Genomic DNA, 2,582 nt, shown 5'->3' with positions numbered 1-2,582 from the left:
TCGTTGCCTCAAGTATTTTGCTACCTGTCAGACGGCTGGCGGGGGCGACTTATGACGAGGCGGCTCAGCATGACAACGAGACGGGAATTGACTGAGGCAGTTGGAGAGCGTTACCGCCGCTCCGACCGGGACGACAAGCGCCAGATCTTGGACGAATTCGTGGAATTGACGGGCTATCATCGTAAACACGCAATCCGAGTGTTGTGCCGAGAGCCGCAGCCGCCGAAGGCAAAGCCAGGCCCGCAGCGTCGCTATGACGATGACGTTCGTGCCGCGCTGATCACGCTATGGGAGGCTGCTGACCGAATTTGCGGCAAACGCCTGAAGGCGCTCATCCCGACGCTGATTGACTCGATGACACGGCATGGTCATCTGTCGCTGCCGAGAGACCTACGTCAGCGGCTCAAGCAGATTAGCGCCGCGACCATTGATCGGCTGCTGCGGGATGTGCGCGAGCAAGCCTTCAGCGGCCAGCGCCGGCGAGCTGGCGGAATCGGCAATGCGATACGCCGCGCGGTGCCGATCAGGACCTTCACTGACTGGAACGACCCGCTACCCGGTTATCTTGAGGTGGATTTCGTTGAGCATTGCGGTGGTACAAAGATCGACGGCGACTTTGTACACAGCTTCGTGATGACGGATATCGCAACGGGTTGGACCGAGTGCCTCGCTATGCCGTTTCGCAGCGGCGCGTTCGTTCTTGAGCACGTCGAGCAGGTGAGCGCTGCCTTACCGTTTCCGTTGCGTGGTCTGGACTGCGATAACGATAGCGCCTTCATGAACGCGGCTGTCTTCGATTTCTGCAAGGCAAAAGGTATCGAGCTGACGCGCTCGCGTGCCTATAAGAAGAACGATCAAGCGTGGGTCGAGCAAAAAAATGGCGCCATCGTCCGCCGCCTTGTGGGCTACGGGAGGCTACGAGGTCTTGAAGCCACTGAAACCCTTGCGTCTCTTTATCAAGTGTCACGGCTGTACATCAACTTCTTCCAGCCATCATTCAAACTGAAATCGAAGACTCGTCACGGCGCCAAGGTGACGAAGCGCTATGAAGCTCCGTTGACGCCGCTTGAGCGCGTCTTACGGTCCCCATCTATTCCCGAGGCGACCAAACGTAGCCTTCGCGCGCGGTTTCGTAGGCTCGATCCATTGGATCTGCTGCAGCGAATTCGCAAAGCACAACAGCGCGTTGCGCAAAGCAGCGCTTCTGGCGGTCCGCTAGCGTCGACGAGGACAGCAACTGAGGTTCCACTCTCCGATTTCCTGTCCAGTCTCGGGACAGCGTGGCAGGCCGGCGAAATTCGACCGACGCATCACCGCAAAGCGCGGGTCCCACATGACTGGCGCACTCGCGAAGATCCGTTCGAACATATCTGGCCAAAGATACTGGAGTGGCTCGAAACCGAACCCGGTATTACGGCAAAGCAGCTGTACGAGCGCCTCACCGAGATGGCTCCCACGCTGTATTCTGGCGCGCAACTACGCACCCTGCAGCGCCGGGTGAAAGTGTGGCGATCGGATCGAGCGAGGGAGCTGGTGATCCGGATACTCAGCCGCGACGACGCCGAAGTGGTGAGGGCTGACGCTGCTACGCAGCGCCAGCCCTCACCACAAAACGATTCGTCGGTGACAACTAGCCGGGAGTAACATCATTCCGTGAGGCAACACGGCGGCGGTTGTAGTTGACGCCAGACACAAGCGGAAACTCTTTCGACACGACGTATTCGGCGGCCAGTTTTAGCTCCGGAGCGGGATTGATGTTGCCGAGGCCATTCAAACGCGACGGGTTATCGTGTCCGCGCCGGCCAAGGTCGTAGACGGCAGAAATACTCGCGCGCCAGTTCGGACCTTGAACCACGTTCACCCCGATGCCCTCGCCAGTCGATGCAAACGCCAGATCGCGGTAACGGATGTCCACGCTCGGCCCACTAGCACGCGGTAGCGATCCGAGCCATCATAGCGTGGCCCGAACGTCGAGCCGACACCGACACGCACCTCCCAGTCGGGAGGCTTGGGCTGATAAAGTTTTTCGAGCGGAATACCCGCAGAATATTGCCATTCGCCGAGCGGCGACGGAGTTTGAGCGAGGGCAACCGGCGCGATGAAGACCGCAAACGCGGCGATCGCCACCGCAAATCGAGCTGGCGTGCCGACTAGGGCGAAGCCGGACCTTTTGCACGTTCCCTCAGTGCGGATCGGTGACGCCACAACGCCTCCATTTTGAATGGGTGAGCATCGACTTGTGCACCGTTCGGATGCGCAAGGCAAACTCGTTGTGCGACCAGAACAATAGGCCGGAAGCAGACGCCCCATTGCGCTTGTCGGCATGCTCACCCGTTCGGCCGCGATGGACCGGAGGCGCTTGCCACAAAGAGTCGCCTGTTCAAGCTTCGTACTTGAACGACAAGGACACTCTCGCTCTGTACTCGACGACCTTCCCGCTATCGATCGTCAAGTCGAATTTGCTGACTTCGGCAATGCGTAAATCACGCAGCGACTGGGCGGCCGTCTCTACCGCCACTTTTGCCGCGTCCTCCCACGAGACAGGGCTCGTGCCAATGATTTCCGTGACACGATAGACGGAT

At 59.4% G+C, this 2,582-nt stretch carries 2 protein-coding genes and 1 pseudogene; 1 reads left to right on the top strand and 2 read right to left on the bottom strand.

Going from position 1 to position 2,582, the window contains the following annotated elements; genetic code table 11:
* Window positions 1-87: 87 nt before the first annotated feature.
* Complete coding sequence (locus BG61_RS38130) at window positions 88-1,644, top strand: integrase catalytic domain-containing protein (protein ID WP_233469260.1); 1,557 nt, start codon at window positions 88-90, stop codon at window positions 1,642-1,644.
* A gap of 25 nt (window positions 1,645-1,669) precedes the next feature.
* Here BG61_RS38130 and BG61_RS41170 read toward each other — a convergent pair.
* Together BG61_RS41170 and BG61_RS38125 are read right to left on the bottom strand one after the other, a co-directional pair.
* A pseudogene (locus BG61_RS41170) lies at window positions 1,670-2,127 on the bottom strand (MipA/OmpV family protein); the annotation flags it as partial.
* 253 nt (window positions 2,128-2,380) lie between these two features.
* Window positions 2,381-2,582, bottom strand: a 202-nt coding sequence (locus tag BG61_RS38125; protein ID WP_035943468.1) for a dodecin family protein, incomplete at its 5' end; no start/stop codon positions are given.

The organism is Caballeronia glathei, from assembly GCF_000698595.1.
GTDB lineage: Bacteria > Pseudomonadota > Gammaproteobacteria > Burkholderiales > Burkholderiaceae > Caballeronia > Caballeronia glathei.
The sequence above is the reverse complement of the archived record's forward strand: the minus strand, read 5'-3'. Positions and strand labels throughout refer to the sequence as shown.